We start from the raw sequence: 20,222 nt of genomic DNA, 5'->3' as shown, positions 1-20,222 counted from the left end.
ACTGTCCGGCGGGACCGCCCGCCATGGGGAACCTCACGGGCGGGCATACTGCCGGTATGGGCACCGACCCCTTGGACGGATCGTCCGCTTCGAGCGGCGGCGCACAGTCCGAGGACGTGCGCGGGCGCACTGCCGACGAACGCGACCGGACCGCCGACGAGCGGGAGCGCGTCGTGGATGCCCGTGAGGTCGCCACCGACCGGCTGGAGGCGGTCGCGGACGCCCGTGAGGCCGTCACCGTGGAGCGCGAGGCCGCCACCGACGCGCGGGAGGCCGTCGTCGACGAGCGGGAGGCCGTCGCTGTGGAGCGGGAGGCGGTCGTCGGCCGAAGGCAGGCGGCCGCTGACAAGCGTGAGGCCGCGGCCGACGAGCGGGAAGCCGTCGCGCAGGCCCGGCAGGACCAGCGTTCCGCAAGGGAGAGGCAGCAGGGCACCCGGCGCCGTCGAAGGGGAGAGGGGATCGCGAGCTTGCGGGAGCGGGCGTACGAACAGATCGCCCGGTCCCAGGAGCTGCTGGCCGCCAGCCAGGAACGGCTGGAACGCAGCGAGGCGGCACTGCGCCGATCGGAGAGGCAGGATCTGCGGGAGCAGGACGCGATCAACCGGGAGACCCGTGCCGTCCTCGCACAGATGGCGGCACGGGCGCCCGAATCGCTCCAGATCCTGCAAGCGCGGGCCGACCGGCTTCGCAAGCAGGCCACCATGGTGGCCGAGGCGCTGGCGGAGGCCGAGTACGCCCTGGCCCGCAAGCAGGAACGCCGGGACGGTGTCCAGCAGGCCGCCGCACATCAGCACCGCGCCGAGCAGGCCCGGGCCGCGGCCGACGCGATGCGGGGTCCGGAGGGCGAGGACGGCGCCGCCGCGCGTCCGCGCTGACCGGCACGGACGGAGTCCGTACGCGTCGATCGCCGCCCCCGCCGCCCCTCCTGTGGGACCAGCCGTGCGTCCGATCAGCGGAATCGGGCCGCCCCGGCGGAGGCGTCGCCGCTGATCCACGGACCGGATTGCTACTGCTTCAGCAGCGCGTTCCATGCCTCGTTGGCGTGAACGACCAATCCGAACGGGTCGGCAGGACGGATTCACGGCATGGACCACGACGCACCCCACCAGCCGCTGCGCGGCATCAAACGCCTGTCGCTCGGCGCACTGAGCGGCCTGCTCGCCGGATACGCGGCGATCGCCGTGGCGGAGCTGGTCTCGGCAGCCGTGCGCCCCGAGTCCGGCCCGGTCGTCGCGGTCGGCGGCGCGGCGATCGACCGCACTCCGCCGGCCGTGAAGGACTGGGCGATCCGGCACTTCGGCACCAACGACAAACTCGTCCTGCAACTCGGCATCCTGGCCGTACTCACCGTGCTCGCGCTGGTCCTGGGGGCGCTGGCCACGCGGTGGCGGCTGGCCGGTTCGCTGGGCGTGCTCGCGTTCGGCGTGGTCGGGGCGCTGGCCGCCACCGGCCGGCCGGACTCGACGAGCGCCGCCGACGCCCTGCCCTCGGCGGTCGGGGCCGTCGTCGGCGCCGGGCTGCTGTACTGGCTGACCGGACGGCTCGGGCACACGGATCGGCCGCAGGAGCCGGGTGCCGCGGAGGCCGACCGCCCGGACACCGGCTGGGACCGGCGCGGGTTCATCCTGGCCGCGACGGCGGCGGCCGCGGCCTCCACCGGTGCCGGGCTCGCGGGCCGGGCGCTGAACAGCTCACAGGGACAGGGCGCCGTCGCCTCCCGCGGGAACGTGGTGATTCCCGCGCCGTCGTCGGCCGCGGCCCCGGTCCCGCGCGGTGCCGCCCTGCGGATCAAGGACATCAGCCCGTTCATGACGCCCAACGGCGACTTCTACCGCGTCGACACCGCCCTGGTCGTCCCGAAGGTCGACGCCACCACCTGGCGGCTGCGGATCCACGGCAAGGGCGTCGAGCGTGAACTCACCGTCTCCTTCGCCGACTTGCTCAAGATGCCGCTCATCGAACGGGACATCACCCTGACCTGCGTCTCCAACGAGGTCGGCGGCCCGTACGTCGGAAACGCCCGCTGGATCGGCGTCCGCCTGGCCGACCTGCTGAAGCGCTGCGGAGTGAAACCGCCGTCCCGGGGCGGTCCCGCCGACCAGCTCGTGGCCCGTTCCGTGGACGGCATGACCATCGGCAGCCCCGTCGAGGACGTGCTGGACGGCCGCGACGCGATGCTCGCCCTCGGCATGAACGGCCAACCGCTCCCCTTCGAGCACGGCTTCCCCGTGCGCATGGTCGTCCCCGGTCTCTACGGCTACGTATCGGCCTGCAAGTGGATCCAGGACATCGAGCTGACCACCTTCGACGCCTACGACTCCTACTGGGTCAAGCGGTCCTGGGCGCGCGAGGCGCCGATCAAGACCGAGTCGCGCATCGACACCCCCAAGCCCTTCGGCCGCCCGAAGTCCGGCACGGTCATGGTCGCCGGGGTGGCGTGGGCGCAGCACCGCGGCATCGACAAGGTCGAGGTACGGGTCGACGACGGGCCGTGGGAAGAGGCCCGGCTCGCCACCGAGGACACCCGGGACACCTGGCGCCAGTGGTCCTATCCCTGGCAGGCCGCCAAGGGCAACCACACGCTGACCGTACGGGCCACCGACCGCACCGGCGAGACCCAGACCGAGAAGCGCACCGACACCATCCCCGACGGCGCCTCCGGCTGGCACTCCGTCGTCGTGACGGTCGACTGAGCGCGGGCGGGGCGTGGGGAGGGGCGCGCCGCGGTTGCGGCGCGCCCCTCGGGGTTCTCCGGGGTCTCGGGGTGCTCTGTGCGGAGGCGGGGTCAGCTCTTGGGCATGAGGACGGTGTCGATGATGTGGACGGTGGCGTTCGAGGTCGGCACGTCACCGCAGACGATGTTCGCGGTGCCGTTGACCTTGTACTTCTCGCCGGAGCCCGACGTGGTCAGCTTGCTGCCCTCCAGCGTCTTGAAGCTGCCGTCGGCCAGTTTGTCCTGAGTGACCTTCTCGCCCACCACGTGATACGTGAGGATCTTGGTGAGCTGGGCCTTGTCGTTGAGGACCTTGTCCAGGTCCGCCTTCGGGATCTTCGCGAAGGCCTCGTTCGTCGGCGCGAACACGGTGATGTCCTTCGCGTTGTTCAGCGTGTCCACGAGGCCGGCCTTCTTCACCGCCGTGACCAGCGTCGACAGGTCGGGGTTGTGGGAGGCGGCGGTCGCGACCGGGTCCTTGGCCATGCCGTCGAACGAACCCGCGCCGTCCTTGGGAACCGAGGAGCAGGCCGGTCCGAACGGGCCCGTCATGTCGTCGGCCGACGCGGACGGCGCCAGCGCCGCCAGCGAGAACGGCAGCGCGAGCGCCGCCGCCCCGACCAGGATCCGAGTGCTTGCACGGTGAGAGGTCATGATCAACACTCCTTCGCGGCGGGCTGCGGACCCGCCGGGCCCCCGAGCGGCCCGGGGCCGGTGAGAGCGCGGGCTACCGGGGGTCGGCGCGTCGTTTCGCGCTCTCACAGAAGGAATCCGTCGCCGTGGGGTGGATGGATTGGTCGGGATTGCGGTTATTTGTGTCCCGCTTCCGGAGGCCGACCACCCACCCCCCGCGTCACTCTTTCGGGGAGGTCCGGGGAACCGACCAATCCGCACCGGCGAGGGCACCGGATTCCCGGCGATGGAGGCGAAGGGCCTTCACCGTTCCGATCGTTGAGGGATTCTCATGCAGACTCGCTTCCGCCGTACCGCCGTCGCCGTCGCTGCCGCCGCCATGCTGCCGCTGGCCCTGACCGCCTGCTCCGGCAGCGACTCCAAGGACAAGTCCTCCGACAACGCCTCCTCGGCGTCGAAGGGGTCGGACATGGCCAGCCCGTCCGGCGCCACGAGCACCGACGACAAGCCGTTCGGCTCGGCCTGTTCCTCGGTGCCCAAGGACGGTGCCGGCTCGTTCGACGGCATGGCCAAGGACCCGGTCGCCACCGCCGCGTCGAACAACCCGGCGCTGTCGACGCTGGTCACGGCCGTGAAGAAGGCCGGCCTGGTCGACACCCTGAACAACGCCCAGAACATCACGGTCTTCGCGCCCACCAACGAGGCCTTCGCGAAGATCCCGAAGGCCGACCTGGACAAGGTCCTCAACAACAAGGCCCAGCTCACCAAGATCCTCACGTACCACGTGGTGGGCCAGAAGCTGGCGCCCAAGGACCTGGAGAAGGGCTCGTTCCCCACGCTGGAGAAGTCGAAGCTGATGACGACCGGCTCCGGCGAGACCTACAAGGTCAACGGCACCGCAAACGTGGTCTGCGGCAACGTCAAGACCGCCAACGCCAACGTCTACATCATCGACTCGGTCCTGATGCCCAAGAGCTGACACGACAGGCGGAGACGGGCCGGGCGGGCAGCGGTGCCTTCCCGGCCGGTCGTGTCCAGCGGTCGGGAGCGGTGGCACCCGGAAAAGCGGCGCCACCGCTCCCACTCGCACCAACCGGCGCGGGGCCCGGCATCAATGCGAGCAGGCCCCGAACTCCGCGTGCCGCGCCCGCGCCTCGTACACATCACGCGGACTGACGTCCCGCCGGGGCAATCCGGTACGCCGTGCCTCCGCGCGGGCCTGCCGCATCAGCCGCTGGAACTCTTCGTCCGTCATCGCACTCGCCTCACCAGGACCGTAAGCCTGTCACTGGTAATCCGTGGCCGTGCGCGCATCGGACGGGTGCGGGGCCCACCGGATCCCGGCGAGCCTGCCGCACCGCTGGGTGGAAGCTACTTCCACATACCCCACTGGCCGCCGCCCCAGCTGTCCGAACCGTTGGCGCAGCTGTTGCCGAAGGCCGGGTTGAGCAGGCCGACGACGTTGACGGTGTTGCCGCACGCGTTGACCGGAACGTGCACCGGAACCTGGACCACGTTGCCCGAGCCGACGCCCGGCGAGCCCCAGGCGGCACCCTGGGCCCCGCTGTCCGCGGCCGCGGCACCCGCGCCGGCCAGCACCGCGCCGCCGACCGCCACCAGAACCGCCGCACTCTTCAGCACACGAGACATGAAACCGTCCTCACTGCTCGCACAGCCCCCGCACGACCGGCGGGGACGAGGAACCGCTCTGTTCCTCACGGGCTATCCGGACCGCTGACGGACCCGGATTGGCCGACGGCCACCGGTTCACCCGCCCGGAGCAACGGGAGAATGCGTGTGCAGGACCGGGCGGATCGGGTGGGCTCGCACACCACCCTTTCATCGCTTTATGCTCGCAATTGCCCCGTTACGTACGCCAGGGAAGGCGGTGCGCTCGTGCCCAGTGGCCTGAACGCCGACGCTGTCGGACCGGTCGATGTCGCCGTGGTCGCCTTCGAGGGCAACCGCTTCAACGGGGACGTGGCCCCCGCGCTGCGGGAGCTGCAGAGGGCCGGCACCGTGCGCATCCTGGACCTGAGCTTCATCCACAAGACCGGCGACGGCTCCGTCGACGTCGTCGAGCTGGCCGACGAGGAAGTGGCCGAGGCGTTCGACCACGTCACCGACGCTCAGTTCGACCTGCTCAGCGACGAGGATCTGCGCACGGTCGCGGACAACCTCCCGGCGAACTCGTCCGCGCTGGTCGTGGCCTGGGAGAACACCTGGGCGGCCCGGCTCGCGACGGCGGTACGGGAATCGAAGGGCGAACTGCTGCTCTTCGAGCGCGTGCCCCGGGACGCCGTCGCCGAGGCCGTTGCCGCGCTCGGCGCCGAGTGACGGCGCCGCGACGAGAGGGAGGATCGGTATGCCCCAGCGATTCGGACGGCCCGGCCTTCTGGGCACCATCGCCCGCACCGCGGTGATCTCCGGAACGGCCTCGGCCGTCTCCAACCGCGTCAACCGCGGCATGGCCGAACGAGACATGCGCCAACAGGCCGAGGCCCAGGCCCAGCAGCAGGCATGGATGGACCAGGGCGCGGCCCAGGCCTCGACCCCACCGGCCCCCGCCCCCGCACCGGCGACGGACCGCGTCTCACAACTCACCGCCCTGGCCGACCTGAAGGCCCAGGGCCTGCTGACGGACGAAGAATTCGCCACCGAGAAGGCCCGAATCCTGGGCTCCTGAGCGAAGCAATTCGCCTGGGCAGAACCACGGCCAGGGCGACATCGATGAGTCCCATACAGCAAGCGTCCGCCGCGGAACCTCGCCCCACATGAGTAGGCGTGCTCATCCGGCGGAGCCGGGGCAACCCGGGCCGCTGCGGCCTGTCCGTCTCGTTCCGGTCACTCGGGCCGCTGTGTACGGGCGTTGTGCGCGAGGCCGTCCGGACGGTCCTCCGCGGATACTCCCAGGGGCAGCACCAGGGCGCGCAGCACCGCGGGATCGGAGGGCCTGCGGACCTGTCCGATGTCCTCCCACCCCCACGCCTGGAAGGCGGCGTGCACCCTGCGGTCGGCCTGGTCCACCAAGGTGGCGCCGAGCGAGGCGTGATGATCGGCGAGCAGCCGCGTCTGCAACAGCCGGGCGAGACCGGCTGTGTGCTCGTGCGGGTGGACCACGATCTCCGTGATGGCGAAGGCGTGCCCCGAGGAGGTCAGCTGCTCGACCGACCTGGGGAGGTCACCCTCGAAGCCGACCCACCAGGCCCCGTCGCGCGCGATGGGGAAGCCGAAGGCGCAGCCCGCCAGGGCGGTCTTCTCGGCGAGCAGCATCGAGAAGCCCGGGCGTCGTACGGAGTCCGCGAGGCGGTGCAGGAAGTCCTCCCTACGGCGGTACGTCTCGCCGGTCGCGGCGTACGAGGACTCGACGTACAGATCCGCCAGGTCCTCCCGGAGCGTCTCGGCCTGCCAGCGGTTCAGGTGGCGCAGGCGCACGGCGTCCAGGGCGGAGCGCTCGCGGTCCGGTCCGGAGTCGGCGGCCGTCATCGCGCACCTGCCGACGACAGACGCGCGGGCCGCCGCGCGGTGGGCGTGCGTCCGGTGCGGCTCGCCGGTGTGCCGTTCAGCGGGAAGACGCAGCCGGTCAGGACGTTCAGATGCAGATGGGGCAGGGACATGGCGCGCCTCCGGTTCCGGGCGACCGGCCGGGGCGGAGACCAGCGATGCAGGCCGAGAGCCCGGCAGGTTTGAGACGGTGGATCGAGAATGCTCGCAGGGCGATCAACGCGAGGACGACGGTGATGGTGGGGCCAGAGTCCATGCCCCGTCACCTCCCGCCGGTCGTGCCGACGGGTGCGGCCGTGGCGCCGCCCTCCGCCTCCCACGCCTCTGCCGGGGCGCGGGACGGCAGGTCCAGCTCGTCGGCGAGGAGAGCGCTGCCCGTACGGACGGTCCGGGGATCGCAGGCGGCGGCCATGAGCCGGGCGGCGGCTGCCGCACCGGTCTCCGGAGGGATGATCAGCAGGTCCCAGCGCCCGACGTGGTAGGAGAGCAGGAGGAGTTGGTTCGGGTCCTGCTCTTGACGGAACCAACCCACCTTGACGACATGGCCGTTGACGGAGACCTTGCGTGGTACGACGGGCCAGTGCGTCGGGTTGACGGCGACGCGCGTGATGCGGCCCCACAGCGGGTCCAACAGGTCGGCCAGAGCGGGAAGTTCACGGGCGAGGTCCCGGGAGCGTGGCCACCAGGCGCCGTCGAGCAGCCCGGAGCGTGGGCCCGGAGGCTTGAGGGACAGGCGCAACAGCGGGGACCCGGAGGGTTTGGCGATCGGTGTGGCCGACAGGGGGCGTGCGGTGAGCACCGTCATGGCGGCGACCTGTCCCCAGACCCTGGCGTGCCGGGACCGGTGCTATCGACCGAGAGAGATACCGACAAGGAAGCCGGTCAAGAAATGCTCTCGGTACCACCGACCGTACTCCTGCGACAGCCCCGACCACGACTGCCTGACCGTTCCCCGCTGAGGGACTGTGCGGCCCTGGGGAGCCGGATCTTGAACTTGGCTCCCCCAGTGACTCCCAGGGGGAGGCCAGAAACGAGTCAGGGACCCGACCCGCTAAGCGGATCAGGCCCCTGACCTGGTGTTTCAGCTGTCGGGGTGGCGGGATTTGAACCCACGACCTCTTCGTCCCGAACGAAGCGCGCTGCCAAGCTGCGCCACACCCCGATGTCGTTGTTCCGGTTCCCGCAGTGCTGCAGGTCCTGGCGACGTCGTTTACTTTAGCCCACCGGGGCCCGGAGACGAAATCCGGTTTTGGGGGGTGCGGATCTCGGGCCTGACGCGGTCCAGGGCGACCAGGGCGAGGGCCAGCAGATAGAAGGCCGCGCCGAAGAGGACGGCGTTGGTGAGGACGCCGGGGTAGCCGTGGGCGTCGACGTCCAGGAACGGGTACGGGTAGCGGGCCGGCGTGCCCGGAGTCATGACCGCGCCGCGGATCAGGGCGAAGCCGAAGTAGGCGAGCGGGTAGAGCAGCCACAGGGCCGCGTGGCGCGGGCGGAGCAGGCCGGGGCGGGTGAGCGCGAGCCAGTCCAGGAACACGGCGACGGGGGTCACGGTGTGCAGGAGCTGGTTCGAGACCGTGCGCCAGCCCGTCATGACGTGCTCCGCGTCGTCCGTCATGGAGAAGCCGGACGAGGAGTTGGCCAGGACGAAGTGGTAGACGAGGCCCGTGATGCAGATGAAGAGCAGGGTGCCACCCGTCACCAGGGGCGGGAGCGGCGGGCGGGACGACCAGGCGCGCCATGCCGAGACGGCGAGGACGACCGCGACCAGGATGTTCGACTGGATCGTGAAGTAGCTCAGGACGCGCAGGGCGCTGTCGCTGATCGTCAGGTCGATGACGATGCCGGTCAGGGCCGCGAGGGCGGTCAGACAGCGGAACGCCGCCGCGACGGGGCGGCGGCGGACCGGGACGACCGCCTCCGCCGGGACGGAGGCGGCGGAGTTCGGCGTGATCATGCGATCCACCGTACGTCCGGGTGGGACGGTCAGCGGGTCGACGTCTTCGGCGCCAGCGTCAGCAGCGTCGCCTCCGGCGGGCAGGCGAAGCGGAACGGGGTGTAGCGGTTCGCGCCGCAGCCCGCCGAGACGTGCAGGTAGGACGTGTTGCCCTCCGCCGTGTGCCGGGACAGGCCCTTGACGCGGTCGGTGTCCAGGTCGCAGTTGGTGACCAGGGCGCCGTAGAAGGGGACGCAGACCTGGCCGCCGTGTGTGTGCCCGGCCAGGATCAGCGGGTAGGCGTCCGCGGCGAAGGCGTCCAGGACCCGCAGGTACGGGGCGTGCACCACGGCCATCGAGAAGTCCGGGCCGGCCGCGGGGCCGCCCGCCACCTCCGCGTACCGGTCGCGCTTGATGTGCGGGTCGTCCAGGCCGGTGAAGCCGATCTCGACGCCCGACACCTTGAGCGTGCCGCGCGTGTTGGTGAGGTTCAGCCAGCCGGCCTCGTCGAAGCCGTCGCGCAGGTCCTCCCACGGGTTGTGGATGGCGCCGACGACCGGCGGGTTGCCGTTCAGACCGTGCCGGCCCTGCACCTTCTCCAGGAGGTACCGGGCGGGGTTGCGGGGCCGGGGCCCGTAGTAGTCGTTGGAGCCGAACACGTACGCGCCCGGGAACTCCATCAGCGGCCCGAGCGCGTCGAGCACCTCGGGCACACCCTCCGGGTCGGAGAGGTTGTCGCCCGTGTTGATGACGAAGTCGGGGCGCAGACCGGCCAGCGAACGCAGCCAGCGCTGCTTCTTGCGCTGCCCGCCGACCATGTGGATGTCGGAGACCTGGAGGACGCGCAGCGGCTGCATACCGGAGGGCAGGACCGGGACCGTGACGCGTCGCAGGCGGAACGAGCGGGCCTCGAAACCCGCGGAGTAGGCGACGGTGGCGGCGCCCGCCGCCACGATGCCAGCAGAGACCTTCAGGGGAATCCCGTATCGCGCGCGCATGCGCCCATCGTGTCAGACGGCCGGGGGCCCGGAAATCGGCGGGCGTGACGCCCCGTACACCTGCGACAATCAAGTCATGACCACGCTCAAGTCGAAGCTGCAGGACGACCTCAACGCCGCGATCAAGGGGCGAGACGAGCTGCGCTCCTCGACGCTCCGGATGACCCTCGCCGCCATCACGACCCAGGAGGTCGCCGGCAAGGAGAAGCGCGAGCTCGCCGATGACGAGGTGCAGGCGGTGATCGTCAAGGAGGCGAAGAAGCGCCGCGAGGCCGCCGAGGCCTTCGAGAAGGGCGGGCGTGCCGAGTCCGCCGCCCGTGAGGTGGCGGAGGGCGAGGTGCTCGCCCAGTACCTGCCGCAGCAGCTGTCCGACGCCGAGCTGGAGCAGATCGTCGCGCAGGCGGTCGAGGAGGCGAAGGCGGCCGGCGCCGAGGGCCCCCGCGCCATGGGCCAGGTCATGAAGATCGTGAAGCCGAAGGTCGGGGACCGCGCCGAGGGCGGCCGGGTCGCCGCGGCGGTCAAGAAGCTGCTCGTCGGCTGAGCCCGGGCCGCACGGAGAACGAAAAGGGGCGCCCCCACGGGGGCGCCCCTTTCAGCTGTGGTCCCGGGTCCGACTACCGGCCCCAGCCGCCGCCGTTCCCGTTCCCGCCGTTGTCGTTCCCGCCGTTCCCCTGGCCCTGGAACAGCCCGTCGGGGAAGCCGTTGCCCGGATCGGGGCTGGTGCCGCCGGGCTTGCCGTCGCCCTGGCCCTGATCGCCGCCCTGGTCACCGCCCTTGTCCCGGCCCTTGCCCTTGTCCTTGTCCAGGTCGGGGATGTCGACCATGGTGAAGCCGGGCGCTTCCTTGCCGGACAGGGCGCCGGTCATCGCCGCCCGCCAGATCGGGCCGGGCGTGTCGGCGCCGTACACCTTGGCGTGGTACCGGCCGCCGATGGTGATGTTCGTCATTTCGACGCCCTGCGAGGCGCTGCCGACCCAGACGGCGCCCGCCAGGTTCGGCGTGTAGCCGACGAACCAGGCGTTCTTCCGGGCGTCCGTCGTACCCGTCTTACCGGCGTTGTCCCGGTCGGAGAGGCCGGCCTGCTGGCCCGTACCGGAGTCGGTCACACCGCTGAGCAGCGTATTGATCTTGTCCGCGGTCTGCGTCGACATGGCGCGCGAGCACTTCGTCTTCGGGACGGCCAGCGACTTGCCGTTGGCGTCCGTGATCGACTCGATGGCGATCGGGGTGCAGTACGTGCCCTCGTTGGCGAACGCGGCGTACGCGGAGGCCATCGTCAGTGGCGACAGACCCGTCGAGCCGAGGGTCATCGACGAGGGCACCTCGGGCACCTTCGTGCCGTTGCCCTGGACCACGCCCAGCTTGTTCGTCATCTTCACGACCGGGCACATGCCGGTGTCGGCCAGCATCTCCACGAAGTACGTGTTGATGGACTTCTCCATCGCCTCCTTGAGGCGGTAGGGGCCGTTCTCCGACTCGTTCTCGTTCTCCAGCTTGTAGCCGCCGTCGTTCTTCCACGGCTTGCCGCTGCACGTCTGCACGGTGTCCGGGTACGGCATCTGGTACGGCGCCCCGTACTGCTGCGTGATCGGCGTGCCGTTCTCCAGCGCGGCCGCCGCCACGAACGGCTTGAACGTCGAACCGGTCGGGAAGCCGTAGTTGGAGCCGTGGTACGCCGAGTTCACCGAGTAGTTGATCGACGTCTCGTTCTTGCCGTAGCCGTACGGCTTCGACTGGCCCATGCCGAGGATCTTGCCGCTGCCCGGCTCGACGAGTGTGACCGCCGTGGCGACCGAGTCCGTCTGGTACACGTTGCTCTTGATGGAGGCCTGGACCGAGTCCTGGGCCTGCGGGTCCAGCGTCGTCCGGACGGTGAGGCCGCCGCGGCTCCAGAGCTTGGCGCGCGCCTCCTTCGTCTTGCCGAAGGCCGGGTCGTTCTTCACGACCTGCTCGACGTAGTCGCAGAAGAAGGCCGCGCCCTTGACCGCGGTGATGCAGCCGTTCTGCGGCTTGCTGACCTTCAGGCCGAGGCCCGTCGCCTTGGCCTTGTCGGCCTCGGCCTGCGAGATGTCGTGCACGTCGGCCATGCGCTGCAGCACGATGTTGCGCCGCTTCTTCGCCTCGGCCTCGTCGTTGACCGGGTCGTAGCGGCTCGGGGACTGCACGATGCCGGCGAGGAGCGCGGCCTCCTGGACCGTCAGGTCCTTGGCCGACTTGGAGAAGTAGCGCTGCGAGGCGGCCTCGACGCCGTACGCCTGCTGACCGAAGTACGTGATGTTCAGGTAGTTGGAGAGGATCTTCTTCTTGCCGAGGTCCTTCTCGATCTGGATCGCGTACTTCAGCTCGCGGACCTTGCGCCCGATCGTCTGCTGGGTGGCCTGCGCCAGCTTCGTCGGGTCGTCGCCCGCCTCCTCCATGAAGACGTTCTTCACGTACTGCTGGGTGAGCGTGGACGCGCCCTGGGCGACGCCGCCGCCCCGCGCGTTCGCGTTGATGGCGCGCAGGATGCCCTTCGCGTCGATCGCCCCGTGCTCGAAGAAGCGCGAGTCCTCGATCGCGACGATCGCCTTCTGCATGTACGGGGAGATCTCGTCGAGCTTCACCACGGTGCGGTCGCGGTCGTAGACCGTCGCGATCTTTCCGCCCTGGGCGTCCAGGATCGTGCTGCGCTGGCTGAGCGGCGGCTGCTTCAGCGCCGCCGGCGTGTCGTCGAATTCCTCGACCGAGCCCTTGGCGGCCAGGCCGAGCGCGCCCGCGGCGGGCAGCGCGATTCCGGCGAGCACGGCTCCCGCGAGCACGCTGACACCGAGGAACTTGGCGGCCTGTTGAGCCGGCGACATACCGCCGCCGTCACCGGCCGAGCGCTTCTTTCCCATGCAGGGCAGCCTACGTTCTGATTCTCCGGACAGGCGTATATGCCTTGGCCTAAGCTGCACTCAACTGTCACAGCAGTGCGGTCTCGTATCAAGACGTGGGACGGCCCCGAAACGTTCCCGGCATTTCCTCAATACCTCTGACGTGCCTCTTGTAGTCATTCCAGAGCCTCCCGCGACCCTCCGCGCGAGGCCCGGAAGGTGTCCGATACCGCCTCGTGTGTCATCCGGCGCCCGTTGTGGCGCAAGTGAACTGTCCCTATTTGCCGGGGTTGTTACGCATGTCTCCCGGTCACTCCGTCGGGTGATCTGCCGCTTACGCATAGTCCGTTCGGGCCATTCAAGATTGGGCCCGAAGGGGGTGTTGCGCTGTGCCCACCTTCCGTAACGTCCTCAACTGGCGGCGGTGAATATGCCGCTGCCGCCGTGGGGGAGCCTCGATTCGGGAGAGGACGGCGCCGGTATGGGCTGGGTAGTCGACTGGAGTGCGCAGGCGGCCTGCCGCACTACCGATCCGGATGAACTGTTCGTTCAAGGAGCAGCGCAGAACCGGGCGAAGGCGGTGTGCACGGGATGTCCCGTGCGGACCGAGTGCCTGGCGGACGCGCTCGACAATCGCGTCGAGTTCGGCGTGTGGGGTGGCATGACGGAGCGGGAGCGCCGCGCACTGCTGCGCAGGCGTCCGACCGTCACCTCATGGCGCCGGCTGCTTGAGACGGCGCGGACGGAGTACGAGCGCAGTGCGGGCCTGCTGCCCGCGGAACTCGACAACGACGAGACGTACGAGAGGTTCGCCGCCGTCGGGTAGGACGGCGCCGCACCCTCGTGCACCGGAGCCCTGACCGGCTCCGGGCCGCGACCGCACGGCCGACGTGCGGGCGCGTACGGCTCATTCAGCTCCGGCCGGAGTGCCACCGGCCGCGAGCCGGTCTCCGATGTCCCTGAGGCCTGCCAGGTCGTGCACATCGCCGGGCAGCGCCGCGATCTCGGCCACGGCGACCTCGGGGTGGAGCGCGGTGAAGCGGTCACGCGTGCGCTGTTCACGCGCGACGAGCCGCATCCGCTCGGCGTGCAACCGCAGGAGTCCCGCGGTCAATTGCTCGGTGCTGGGGTCTGCGGGAGTCTCCGCTGCGGCGGGGGAGCCTGACACGGGATCCGGCGCGGTAGCTGATTCGGGAGTGGACTCGGGAGGAGTACGACCCTCTTCCTTCCCGGGCGGCTGATCCACAATGCGGCGCTCGTCAAGATTTTCCGCGGCGGCGAGCGCCCGCTCGGCGGACAGCCGGGCGGCGCCGCTGCCGTGCACCCGGTTGAGCACCAGACCGGCGAGCGGCATCCGCTCCGCGGCCAGGCGTTCCACGAAGTACGCGGCCTCGCGCAGCGCGTCCCGCTCGGGCGCGGCGACGACGAGGAAGGCCGTGCCGGGCGCCTGGAGGAGCTTGTAGGTGGCGTCCGCGCGGGTACGGAATCCGCCGAACATGGTGTCCATCGCGGCCACGAACGTCTGTACGTCCCGCAGCAGCTGCCCGCCGAGGAGCTTGCCGAGGGCGCCGGTCATCATCGACATCCCGACGTTCAGGAACTTCATCCCGGCGCGCCCGCCGACCTTCGCGGGGGCCATCAGGACGCGGATCAGCTTGCCGTCGAGGAACGAGCCGAGCCGCTTCGGCGCGTCCAGGAAGTCGAGCGCCGAGCGCGACGGCGGGGTGTCGACGATGATCAGGTCCCAGGTGTCCCGGGCCCTGAGCTGGCCCAGCTTCTCCATCGCCATGTACTCCTGCGTGCCCGCGAAGCCCGCCGAGAGCGACTGGTAGAAGGGGTTGTTCAGGATCGCCTCGGCCCGCTCGCCGTCCGCGTGCGCCTCGACGATCTCGTCGAAGGTGCGCTTCATGTCGAGCATCATGGCGTGCAGCTCGCCGCCCGCCGCGTCACCGCCCGTCTCGATGCCCTTCACCCGGCGCGGCACGTTGTCCAGGGAGTCGATGCCCATCGACTGGGCGAGCCGCCGGGCCGGGTCGATGGTCAGCACGACCACCTTGCGGCCGCGCTCGGCGGCGCGCAGGCCGAGCGCCGCGGCGGTGGTGGTCTTGCCGACCCCGCCGGAGCCGCAGCAGACCACGATGCGGGTGGCCGGGTCGTCGAGCAGCGGGTCGATGTCGAGCGCACCTGCCGGGTTCAGCGTCATCGAAACGGTCCCTCAGATCCCTTGCCGTCGCAGTTCCTCGGCGAGCGTGTACAGGCCCGCGAGGTCCAACCCCTCGGTGAGCAGCGGAAGTTCGTGCAGCGGCAGCTCCGCCCCGGTGAGCAGCTCGCGCTGGGCGCGCTCCAGGACGTACCGCTCCGCGTACTCCTCCGCCTGCGCGAGCAGCGGCCCCACGAGCCGCTTCGCGCCGCTGAGCCCGGCCGCCGTCAGGGCCCCGGTGACCTCCGGCGCGACGGACGGCGAACGGGTCAGCGCCAGGGCGGGTTCCCCCAGAAGCGCGGGCCGCACCATGTTCACCATGATCCGTCCTACGGGCAGTTGCGCGGCGCGCAGTTCGGCGACCCCGTCGAGGGTCTCCTGCACCGGCATCTCCTCCAGGAGGGTCACCAGGTGCACCGCGGTCTGCGGGGACTTGATGACCCGCATGACCGCCTGCGCCTGATTGTGTATCGGGCCCATCCTGGCCAGCCCCGCGACCTCGTCGTTCACGTTCAGGAAGCGGGTGATGCGGCCGGTGGGCGGCGCGTCCATGACGACGTAGTCGTACGCGTACCGCCCCTGCTTGTCCTTCCTGCGGACCGCCTCGCACGCCTTGCCGGTCAGGAGTACGTCCCTGAGGCCCGGCGCGATGGTCGTGGCGAAGTCGATCGCGCCCAGCTTCTTCAGGGCGCGGCCGGCGCCGCCCAGCTTGTAGAACATCTGGAGGTAGTCGAGCAGCGCCAGTTCCGGATCGATGGCGAGCGCGTACACCTCCCCGCCGCCGGGCGCGACGGCGATCTTCCGCTCCTCGTAGGGGAGCGCCTCCGTCTCAAAGAGCTGTGCGATGCCCTGCCTGCCCTCCACCTCCACGAGGAGAGTGCGCTTGCCCTTCGTCGCGAGGGCGAGCGCGAGTGCGGCGGCGACCGTGGTCTTTCCGGTACCGCCCTTGCCGCTGACGACCTGGAGCCTGCTCACGTATTCGAGCGTAACCAGAACGGGGGCGGATCACGCAGCAGCCTCCGGAACGACGCACCTCGGTTCGGCGGCTACAGTCGGCCTCATGGCTAAGAAGTGGGAGTACGCGACTGTGCCGCTGCTGGTGCACGCGACGAAGCAGATCCTGGACACCTGGGGCGAGGACGGCTGGGAGCTGGTCCAGGTCGTGCCCGGACCGAACAACCCCGAGCAGCTGGTGGCGTACCTGAAGCGGGAGAAGAGCGCGTGAGCGGCGCGGTGGAGGCGCGGCTCGCCGAGCTGGGCCTGACCCTGCCGCCCGTCGTGCCGCCGGTCGCCGCGTACCAGCCGGCCGTGCAGTCCGGTGTCCACGTGTACACGGCCGGGCAGCTCCCGATGGTCGACGGCAAGCTGACGCTGACCGGCAAGGTCGGCGCCGAGGTCACTGCCGAGGAGGCCAAGGAGCTGGCCCGCGTCTGCGCGCTGAACGCGCTGGCGGCCGTGAAGTCCGTCGCCGGTGACCTGGACCGGATCGCGCGCGTCGTGAAGGTCGTCGGCTTCGTCGCCTCCGCCGCCGACTTCACCGGGCAGCCCGGGGTCGTCAACGGTGCCAGTGAGCTGCTCGGTGAGGTTCTCGGCGACAAGGGTGTGCACGCGCGCAGTGCCGTCGGTGTCGCTGTGCTGCCGCTGGACTCGCCGGTCGAGGTGGAGATCCAGGTGGAGCTGACCCCGGAGGCCTAGCCCCTTCTGTCGTGCCCGGCCGCGCAGTTCCCCGCGCCCCTGGATGCCGCAGGCATCTCAGGGGCGCGGGGAACTGCGCGAGAAGCGGCCACCGGCCCGCACCCGACGAACCGCCTCTCGAACATCCCGTCGAGTCGGGATAACCTCCGGCCATGTCCAACGGCCAGTGGTACCCCCCGGAGTGGCCGGACCGCATCCGCGCCCTCGCCGCCGGCACCCTGACGGCCGCGACCCCGCGCCGCGCCGCCACCGTGATGCTCCTCAGAGACGCCCCGGACACCCCCGGCGCCCTCGAGGTCCACATGCTCCGCAGACGTACGTCGATGGCCTTCGCGGCCGGCGCCTACGCCTATCCCGGCGGCGGCGTCGACCCGCGCGACGACGACCGCCAGGTGCGCTGGGCGGGCCCCTCCCGGCAGACCTGGGCCGAGCGGCTCGGCGTGCCGGAGAAGGACGCCCAGGCGATCGTCTGCGCCGCGGTGCGCGAGACCTTCGAGGAGGCGGGCGTGCTGCTCGCCGGCCCGGCCCCGGACAGCGTCGTCGACGACACCACCGGCGACCGGTGGCAGGCCGACCGGCAGGCACTGATCGCCCGCGACCTCTCCTTCGCCGAGTTCCTGGACCGGCGCGGCCTCGTACTGCGCTCCGACCTGCTCGGCGCGTGGGCCCGCTGGATCACCCCCGAGTTCGAGCCGCGCCGCTACGACACCTGGTTCTTCGCGGCCGCGCTCCCGGCGGGCCAGCGCACCAGCGACGACTCCTCCGAGGCCGACCGCACGGTCTGGATCCGCCCGGAGCGGGCCGCGGCCGCGTACGACCAGGGCGAGTTGACGATGATGCCGCCCACCATCGCGACCCTGCGCACCCTCACCGCCTACCGGACCGCCCACGACGCCCTGGCCGGAGCCGCGGGGCGCGACCTGACGCCCGTACTGGCACAGGCCCGGCTGGAAGCGGGCGAGGTGGTGCTGTCCTGGCCCGGGCACGACGAGTTCACCAAGCACATTCCGACCGGCGGGAGCAACTGACCGATGACCGAAGCCGCCGCCCTGCCCGGACAGCCGCGCGGCGGGGTGCTGTCCGGCCCCGCCACCGCCCGCGCCGTCAACGTGCTCGCGCCGAACGCGTCCGCGATGACCCTCGACGGCACCAACACCTGGATCCTCGCCGAGCCGGACAGCGACCTCGCCGTCGTGATCGACCCGGGCCCGCTCGACGACGGCCACCTGAAGAACGTGATCGCCGTCGCCGAGAAGGCGGGCCGCCGGATCGCGCTCACCCTCCTCACGCACGGCCACCCCGACCACGCCGAGGGCGCGGGCCGGTTCGCCGAGCTGACCGGCACCAAGGTGCGCGCCCTCGACCCGGCGCTGCGCCTGGGCGACGAGGGCCTGGCGGCCGGTGACGTCATCACGACCGGCGGCCTGGAACTGCGCGTCGTCCCCACCCCCGGCCACACCGCCGACTCGCTGAGCTTCCATCTCCCGGCCGACCGGGCCGTGTTGACCGGCGACACCATCCTCGGCCGGGGCACGACCGTGGTCGCGCACCCGGACGGCCGCCTCGGCGACTACCTCGACACCCTGCGCAGCCTGCGCTCGCTCGCGGTCGACGACGGGGTGCACACGGTGCTGCCCGGCCACGGCCCGGTCCTGGAGGACGCCCAGGGCGCCGTCGAGTTCTACCTCGCGCACCGCGCCCACCGGCTCGCCCAGGTGGAGACGGCCGTCGAGGACGGGCACGCGACGGCCGCCGAAGTCGTCGCCCACGTGTACGCGGACGTGGACCGCTCCCTGTGGCCGGCGGCCGAGCTGTCCGTCCTGGCCCAGCTCGACTACCTGCGCGAACACGGGCTCATCTAGGGATTCACCGGTCGGCGGACCAGTCGATGCCGAGCGCGGCGATCCGCCCGGGGTCGGTGATGATGTCGACGCCCACGACCCTGCCCGCGCGGAAGGTGAACCAGCCCACGGTGGCGACCTTGCCGCCGGGCGCCGTCACCATGCCCATGCCGTCGCCGACGAACGCCGGGAAGGTGTCCGGGGCCATCCGCCCGTAGAGCGCCGCCTGACCGGCCACATCCAGGGCGCCGCGCACCAGCAGCGCGGCCGTGCCCGGACCCTGGTCGACCCGCAGCAGCACGTCCGGGTCGAGGAGTTCGAGCAGCGCCTCGAAGTCACCGGCGCGGGTCGCGGACAGCCAGGCGCCGACGACCTCGCGCTGGCGGGCCAGATCGGTGTCGGCCGGCGCGGTGGCGCCCTGGACGCGGCGGCGCGCCCGGCTGGCCAGCTGCCGGGTCGCCGCGGGCGTGCGCTCCACGATCGGCGCGAGGTCCTCGAACGGCACGGCGAACATGTCGTGCAGCACGAACGCCAGCCGCTCGGCGGGCGCCAGCGTGTCGAGCACCACCAGCAGCGCGAGCCCCACGGTGTCGGCCAGCTCGGCCTCGTGGACCGGATCGGCGGGCCTGACCACGGGGTCCGGCAGCCGGAACGTCTCGGCGCCCCCGTCCTCCAGCGGCTCCTCGCGGCGCGTGGTCCTGGCCCGCAGCATGTCGAGGCAGATCCGTCCGACGACGGTCGTCAGCCAGCCGCCGAGATTGCGCACCTCGCCGGCGTCGGCCCGCTGCAGCCGAAGCCACCCCTCCTGGACCGCGTCCTCCGCCTCGGCCAGCGACCCGAGCATCCGGTACGCCACGGAGCGCAGCCGCCCGCGCTCGGCCTCGAAGCGGGCGGCCAGCTCGGCCTGTGTGGTCATGGTGTGCTTCCTCCCCTGATTCCCCTGATACCCCTGTTTCCCCTGTTACCTCTGACGCCCCTCAGGCTTGTTTGGTGCCGTGCACGCGCGCGTACTCGTCCGCGAGCCACGGCCCGAGCTCCTCGGTGTACCCGCGCAGGGCGCCGGCGTCCCCGGTGGGCGCGTAACCGGCCGCCGCCGCGGCCCTGATCCGCGGCCCCCACTCCGGGTAGTACTCGGCGAACACCTCGGCCATCTCGTCCAGCTCGCCGGTCCAGCCGTTCCAGCGGGGCATGACGAGGGTGAAGGCGGTGCGGACCAGGCCGCGGGCGATGATCCGGTCGAGCGTCCGTCGCTCGTCCGCCGTGGTGGCCCGCGCGATCCGCTCGCGCCAGCGGGGCAGGCGGGCGGCCAGGTCCCCGTTGGTCTCGCGGGCCAGCCGTGAGGTGGGCCGGTAGCGCGGCAGGTACTCGGCCAGGTCCTCCCCGAGCAGGGGCGTGCACAGACACGCCACGAACCACCCCATGTCGTACGTCTCGGCCGCGCTCAGCAGCCGCTCCCGGCCGTACACGAGCGTGCTCACGCCGTCGACCTGCGGGAACTCCTTGTCCAGCGCGGCGTCGAGGGTCCCCGCGTCGGCGCGGTCGGCCTCGGTGGGCCCGGCGCGCAGCACGAGCAGCAGGTCGAGGTCGGAGCGGCCCGGCCGCGCGGTGCCGCGGGGCACGGACCCGTACAGGTACGCGCTCGTCAGACGCGCGCCGAAGACGTCGAGCAGCCGGTCACGGGCGGCGGCCACGACGGGGCGGAAGGGCTCCTGGACACGGCCCAGGGAGCCTTCGCGCGCGATGTATCCCTGGGCGTCGAGCCCACGGTGCGGATCGGCCATGGGGCAACTGTGCAGGGAAGAGGCGCCCGGAGCACGGTATTTCCGCGGTTCGACGCCGTGGGTCTCCGC

Annotated in this window: 23 protein-coding genes and 1 tRNA gene; 11 read left to right on the top strand and 13 right to left on the bottom strand. The window is 71.3% G+C overall.

Translation table 11 applies throughout. The annotated features are described in order from the left end of the window. Positions 1-56: 56 nt before the first annotated feature. Together ABII15_RS17825 and ABII15_RS17820 are read left to right on the top strand one after the other, a co-directional pair. Positions 57-875 (top strand): hypothetical protein, encoded by an 819-nt coding sequence (locus ABII15_RS17825; RefSeq protein WP_353943316.1) that lies wholly within the window; start codon positions 57-59, stop codon positions 873-875. 210 nt (positions 876-1,085) lie between these two features. Beyond that, positions 1,086-2,693: a sulfite oxidase gene (locus tag ABII15_RS17820; RefSeq protein ID WP_353943315.1), complete on the top strand. Its 1,608-nt coding sequence runs from the start codon at positions 1,086-1,088 to the stop codon at positions 2,691-2,693. Positions 2,694-2,785: 92 nt separating this feature from the next. Here ABII15_RS17820 and ABII15_RS17815 read toward each other — a convergent pair whose 3' ends face one another. Continuing rightward, positions 2,786-3,367, bottom strand: coding sequence for a fasciclin domain-containing protein (locus ABII15_RS17815; protein WP_353943314.1), 582 nt, complete (start codon positions 3,365-3,367; stop codon positions 2,786-2,788). A 310-nt stretch (positions 3,368-3,677) separates the two neighbouring features. Between ABII15_RS17815 and ABII15_RS17810 the strand changes: the two genes are divergently transcribed. Further along, entirely contained in the window at positions 3,678-4,325 is a 648-nt protein-coding gene (locus ABII15_RS17810) for a fasciclin domain-containing protein (RefSeq protein ID WP_353943313.1), read from the top strand. A 392-nt stretch (positions 4,326-4,717) separates the two neighbouring features. On the opposite strand, the gene ABII15_RS17805 is transcribed toward ABII15_RS17810, so the two are convergent. Further along, entirely contained in the window at positions 4,718-4,996 is a 279-nt protein-coding gene (locus ABII15_RS17805) for a chaplin (protein WP_353943312.1), read from the bottom strand. Positions 4,997-5,242: 246 nt separating this feature from the next. Here ABII15_RS17805 and ABII15_RS17800 point away from each other — a divergent pair, with 246 nt between their 5' ends. Continuing rightward, positions 5,243-5,683 (top strand): DUF6325 family protein, encoded by a 441-nt coding sequence (locus ABII15_RS17800; RefSeq protein WP_353943311.1) that lies wholly within the window; start codon positions 5,243-5,245, stop codon positions 5,681-5,683. 28 nt (positions 5,684-5,711) lie between these two features. Next, positions 5,712-6,032 (top strand): SHOCT domain-containing protein, encoded by a 321-nt coding sequence (locus ABII15_RS17795; RefSeq protein WP_353943310.1) that lies wholly within the window; start codon positions 5,712-5,714, stop codon positions 6,030-6,032. Positions 6,033-6,190: 158 nt separating this feature from the next. Here the strand turns inward: ABII15_RS17795 and ABII15_RS17790 are convergent, their stop codons facing one another. From ABII15_RS17790 to ABII15_RS17765, 6 genes are all read right to left on the bottom strand, one after another. Continuing rightward, a complete protein-coding gene (locus ABII15_RS17790; protein ID WP_353943309.1) occupies positions 6,191-6,832 on the bottom strand; it encodes a hypothetical protein in 642 nt (213 codons plus the stop codon). Then, positions 6,829-6,963: a hypothetical protein gene (locus ABII15_RS17785; protein ID WP_353943308.1), complete on the bottom strand. Its 135-nt coding sequence runs from the start codon at positions 6,961-6,963 to the stop codon at positions 6,829-6,831. Before ABII15_RS17785 ends, ABII15_RS17790 begins: the two co-directional genes overlap by 4 nt. Positions 6,964-7,112: 149 nt before the next feature. Beyond that, a complete protein-coding gene (locus ABII15_RS17780; protein ID WP_353943307.1) occupies positions 7,113-7,655 on the bottom strand; it encodes a DUF5994 family protein in 543 nt (180 codons plus the stop codon). Positions 7,656-7,938: 283 nt separating this feature from the next. Further along, positions 7,939-8,012, bottom strand: a tRNA-Pro gene (locus tag ABII15_RS17775). Positions 8,013-8,060: 48 nt separating this feature from the next. Then, positions 8,061-8,804 (bottom strand): Pr6Pr family membrane protein, encoded by a 744-nt coding sequence (locus ABII15_RS17770; protein WP_353943306.1) that lies wholly within the window; start codon positions 8,802-8,804, stop codon positions 8,061-8,063. A 29-nt stretch (positions 8,805-8,833) separates the two neighbouring features. Further along, positions 8,834-9,781: a metallophosphoesterase gene (locus ABII15_RS17765; RefSeq protein ID WP_353943305.1), complete on the bottom strand. Its 948-nt coding sequence runs from the start codon at positions 9,779-9,781 to the stop codon at positions 8,834-8,836. A gap of 76 nt (positions 9,782-9,857) precedes the next feature. Between ABII15_RS17765 and ABII15_RS17760 the strand changes: the two genes are divergently transcribed. Beyond that, positions 9,858-10,322 (top strand): GatB/YqeY domain-containing protein, encoded by a 465-nt coding sequence (locus tag ABII15_RS17760; protein WP_353943304.1) that lies wholly within the window; start codon positions 9,858-9,860, stop codon positions 10,320-10,322. Between the two features lie 73 nt (positions 10,323-10,395). On the opposite strand, the gene ABII15_RS17755 is transcribed toward ABII15_RS17760, so the two are convergent. After that, on the bottom strand, positions 10,396-12,657 hold the full coding sequence (locus ABII15_RS17755; protein ID WP_353943303.1) for a transglycosylase domain-containing protein: 2,262 nt from the start codon (positions 12,655-12,657) through the stop codon (positions 10,396-10,398). 460 nt (positions 12,658-13,117) lie between these two features. Here ABII15_RS17755 and ABII15_RS17750 point away from each other — a divergent pair, with 460 nt between their 5' ends. Continuing rightward, complete coding sequence (locus ABII15_RS17750) at positions 13,118-13,462, top strand: WhiB family transcriptional regulator (RefSeq protein WP_181512524.1); 345 nt, start codon at positions 13,118-13,120, stop codon at positions 13,460-13,462. Positions 13,463-13,543: 81 nt separating this feature from the next. Here ABII15_RS17750 and ABII15_RS17745 read toward each other — a convergent pair whose 3' ends face one another. Together ABII15_RS17745 and ABII15_RS17740 are read right to left on the bottom strand one after the other, a co-directional pair. Further along, complete coding sequence (locus ABII15_RS17745; protein ID WP_353943302.1) at positions 13,544-14,839, bottom strand: ArsA family ATPase; 1,296 nt, start codon at positions 14,837-14,839, stop codon at positions 13,544-13,546. A 12-nt stretch (positions 14,840-14,851) separates the two neighbouring features. Next, positions 14,852-15,811 carry an ArsA-related P-loop ATPase gene (locus ABII15_RS17740; protein WP_353943301.1) on the bottom strand — a complete coding sequence of 320 codons (960 nt, stop codon included), beginning with the start codon at positions 15,809-15,811 and terminating at the stop codon, positions 14,852-14,854. Positions 15,812-15,896: 85 nt separating this feature from the next. Between ABII15_RS17740 and ABII15_RS17735 the strand changes: the two genes are divergently transcribed. The 4 genes from ABII15_RS17735 to ABII15_RS17720 all read left to right on the top strand — a co-directional run bounded on the left by ABII15_RS17735 (position 15,897) and on the right by ABII15_RS17720 (position 18,393). Continuing rightward, positions 15,897-16,061 (top strand): DUF4177 domain-containing protein, encoded by a 165-nt coding sequence (locus ABII15_RS17735; protein WP_111662815.1) that lies wholly within the window; start codon positions 15,897-15,899, stop codon positions 16,059-16,061. Continuing rightward, positions 16,058-16,531: a RidA family protein gene (locus ABII15_RS17730; protein WP_353943300.1), complete on the top strand. Its 474-nt coding sequence runs from the start codon at positions 16,058-16,060 to the stop codon at positions 16,529-16,531. Before ABII15_RS17735 ends, ABII15_RS17730 begins: the two co-directional genes overlap by 4 nt. Before the next feature lie 152 nt (positions 16,532-16,683). After that, complete coding sequence (locus tag ABII15_RS17725) at positions 16,684-17,559, top strand: NUDIX hydrolase (protein ID WP_353943299.1); 876 nt, start codon at positions 16,684-16,686, stop codon at positions 17,557-17,559. A gap of 3 nt (positions 17,560-17,562) precedes the next feature. Then, a complete protein-coding gene (locus ABII15_RS17720) occupies positions 17,563-18,393 on the top strand; it encodes an MBL fold metallo-hydrolase (protein ID WP_353943298.1) in 831 nt (276 codons plus the stop codon). A 4-nt stretch (positions 18,394-18,397) separates the two neighbouring features. Here the strand turns inward: ABII15_RS17720 and ABII15_RS17715 are convergent, their stop codons facing one another. Then, the gene (locus ABII15_RS17715; RefSeq protein WP_353943297.1) at positions 18,398-19,288 is read right to left on the bottom strand and encodes a sigma-70 family RNA polymerase sigma factor; all 891 of its coding nucleotides are present in this window, start codon (positions 19,286-19,288) and stop codon (positions 18,398-18,400) included. Positions 19,289-19,349: 61 nt separating this feature from the next. Beyond that, on the bottom strand, positions 19,350-20,153 hold the full coding sequence (locus tag ABII15_RS17710; RefSeq protein WP_353943296.1) for a nucleotidyltransferase domain-containing protein: 804 nt from the start codon (positions 20,151-20,153) through the stop codon (positions 19,350-19,352). Positions 20,154-20,222: the final 69 nt, after the last annotated feature.

It is taken from the genome of Streptomyces sp. HUAS MG91, assembly GCF_040529335.1.
GTDB classification, from domain to species: Bacteria; Actinomycetota; Actinomycetes; order Streptomycetales; family Streptomycetaceae; genus Streptomyces; species Streptomyces tabacisoli.
This window is presented reverse-complemented; position numbering and strand designations above follow the sequence as displayed.

Coding starts and splice junctions, on each gene's coding strand:
- ABII15_RS17825 (WP_353943316.1), top strand. CDS start 57: ATGGGCACCGACCCCTTGGACGGATCGTCCGCTTCGAGCGGCGGCGCA.
- ABII15_RS17820 (WP_353943315.1), top strand. CDS start 1,086: ATGGACCACGACGCACCCCACCAGCCGCTGCGCGGCATCAAACGCCTG.
- ABII15_RS17815 (WP_353943314.1), bottom strand. CDS start 3,367: ATGACCTCTCACCGTGCAAGCACTCGGATCCTGGTCGGGGCGGCGGCG.
- ABII15_RS17810 (WP_353943313.1), top strand. CDS start 3,678: ATGCAGACTCGCTTCCGCCGTACCGCCGTCGCCGTCGCTGCCGCCGCC.
- ABII15_RS17805 (WP_353943312.1), bottom strand. CDS start 4,996: ATGTCTCGTGTGCTGAAGAGTGCGGCGGTTCTGGTGGCGGTCGGCGGC.
- ABII15_RS17795 (WP_353943310.1), top strand. CDS start 5,712: ATGCCCCAGCGATTCGGACGGCCCGGCCTTCTGGGCACCATCGCCCGC.
- ABII15_RS17790 (WP_353943309.1), bottom strand. CDS start 6,832: ATGACGGCCGCCGACTCCGGACCGGACCGCGAGCGCTCCGCCCTGGAC.
- ABII15_RS17785 (WP_353943308.1), bottom strand. CDS start 6,963: ATGTCCCTGCCCCATCTGCATCTGAACGTCCTGACCGGCTGCGTCTTC.
- ABII15_RS17780 (WP_353943307.1), bottom strand. CDS start 7,655: ATGACGGTGCTCACCGCACGCCCCCTGTCGGCCACACCGATCGCCAAA.
- ABII15_RS17770 (WP_353943306.1), bottom strand. CDS start 8,804: ATGATCACGCCGAACTCCGCCGCCTCCGTCCCGGCGGAGGCGGTCGTC.
- ABII15_RS17765 (WP_353943305.1), bottom strand. CDS start 9,781: ATGCGCGCGCGATACGGGATTCCCCTGAAGGTCTCTGCTGGCATCGTG.
- ABII15_RS17760 (WP_353943304.1), top strand. CDS start 9,858: ATGACCACGCTCAAGTCGAAGCTGCAGGACGACCTCAACGCCGCGATC.
- ABII15_RS17755 (WP_353943303.1), bottom strand. CDS start 12,657: ATGGGAAAGAAGCGCTCGGCCGGTGACGGCGGCGGTATGTCGCCGGCT.
- ABII15_RS17750 (WP_181512524.1), top strand. CDS start 13,118: ATGGGCTGGGTAGTCGACTGGAGTGCGCAGGCGGCCTGCCGCACTACC.
- ABII15_RS17745 (WP_353943302.1), bottom strand. CDS start 14,839: ATGACGCTGAACCCGGCAGGTGCGCTCGACATCGACCCGCTGCTCGAC.
- ABII15_RS17735 (WP_111662815.1), top strand. CDS start 15,897: ATGGCTAAGAAGTGGGAGTACGCGACTGTGCCGCTGCTGGTGCACGCG.
- ABII15_RS17725 (WP_353943299.1), top strand. CDS start 16,684: ATGTCCAACGGCCAGTGGTACCCCCCGGAGTGGCCGGACCGCATCCGC.
- ABII15_RS17720 (WP_353943298.1), top strand. CDS start 17,563: ATGACCGAAGCCGCCGCCCTGCCCGGACAGCCGCGCGGCGGGGTGCTG.
- ABII15_RS17715 (WP_353943297.1), bottom strand. CDS start 19,288: ATGACCACACAGGCCGAGCTGGCCGCCCGCTTCGAGGCCGAGCGCGGG.
- ABII15_RS17710 (WP_353943296.1), bottom strand. CDS start 20,153: ATGGCCGATCCGCACCGTGGGCTCGACGCCCAGGGATACATCGCGCGC.